The sequence below is a fragment of the Bartonella sp. MU70NMGDW genome, assembly GCF_042194085.1.
GTDB lineage: Bacteria > Pseudomonadota > Alphaproteobacteria > Rhizobiales > Rhizobiaceae > Bartonella > Bartonella grahamii.
The window spans coordinates 1-1,148 of sequence record NZ_JBHIMK010000364.1; the positions used below are offsets into that span (position 1 = coordinate 1).

Annotated in this window: 1 pseudogene; it reads right to left on the reverse strand. The window is 37.5% G+C overall.

The features are described from left to right. Window positions 1–905: 905 nt before the first annotated feature. A pseudogene (locus ACFIKE_RS11010) lies at window positions 906–1,148 on the reverse strand (UDP-N-acetylglucosamine 1-carboxyvinyltransferase); the annotation flags it as partial.

Here is a 1,148-nt window from a genome sequence, read left to right on the forward strand (position 1 = left end):
TTGATGCTTCACGCGCTATTTAAATTTCTTACTTAACTCTTTTACGACACTGTATATGCTTCTTAACAGAAAAAAAAAACCAATAACAATACGCATTAGTGTTCACTGAAAAAAAAGCGCGGTTTATCATGTTGTGCCGTAAAACATCGTTGTTCAGAGCCCTGATATAAGGCATGTAAAACTTCACATATTTAAGTGTTTTTAGAGTATGTAATAAATGGACATGACTTGCCCCGTAGAGCCTTTTTAAAGTGGACTACATGAATGGTCAGGAGTAGGTCACCCCCCCACACACCAACAGAATCCGAACTTTTTACAAAACAGCCCTTAAGTCAAGAATATGCATCCTTTATAGCGGAAGGAAAACAAAGAAGGATAAGGTAGCATGACAAAAAAACAGCGGTTTCATTGCTAAATTTTTAAAATTTACAACCGTTTACAAAAGCACAAAAAGTAAATGAACAATATTTAGATATGATAAAACAAAAAAATGATTTTATGACACGTCAACGCGTCATAGTGTAGAATCGAAACAGGGTAGTGAACGTAAACGGCGTAGTTTAAAAACAGCACAATTAACACTTGCACTTGAACCAATAGCAAGAGATCGTTTTTAGTCTTTAGCTGATAAACTTAATGAAAATAATGGGGGAGTCATCGTCTTATTGAAGTCTACATAAATAATAATCACACAGAAGATACATAATAAATATTTAATAAAGCAGCTGAATAATATTCCACAACCAACTTTATTAAGCAAAAGTTGACCACAATTCACTACGTGTCATACTGGACAACTCTCGTTATGAAAAGTTATATTTTATGAGCTTACTTACTCGTATAGGTTGGTGACTACAGCGCTATAGAGGAAAGCGTTCCGCCAGAAGGATAACACACGAACGGAGTTACACTGTGATGCGTTGGATTTTTGCGCCACAACGGACTAATTTTTCCTCTAATCTCTCAAATCCACGATCAAGATGATAGACACGATTGACGATTGTTTCTCCCTTTGCCGCCAAAGCTGCAATCACAAGAGAAACAGAAGCGCGCAAATCCGTCGCCATGACAGGAGCCCCTTGCAAATTCTCTGTTCCATAAACGGTTGCCCTCTGCCCATCAAGCTTTATCGAGGCCCCTAAACGATT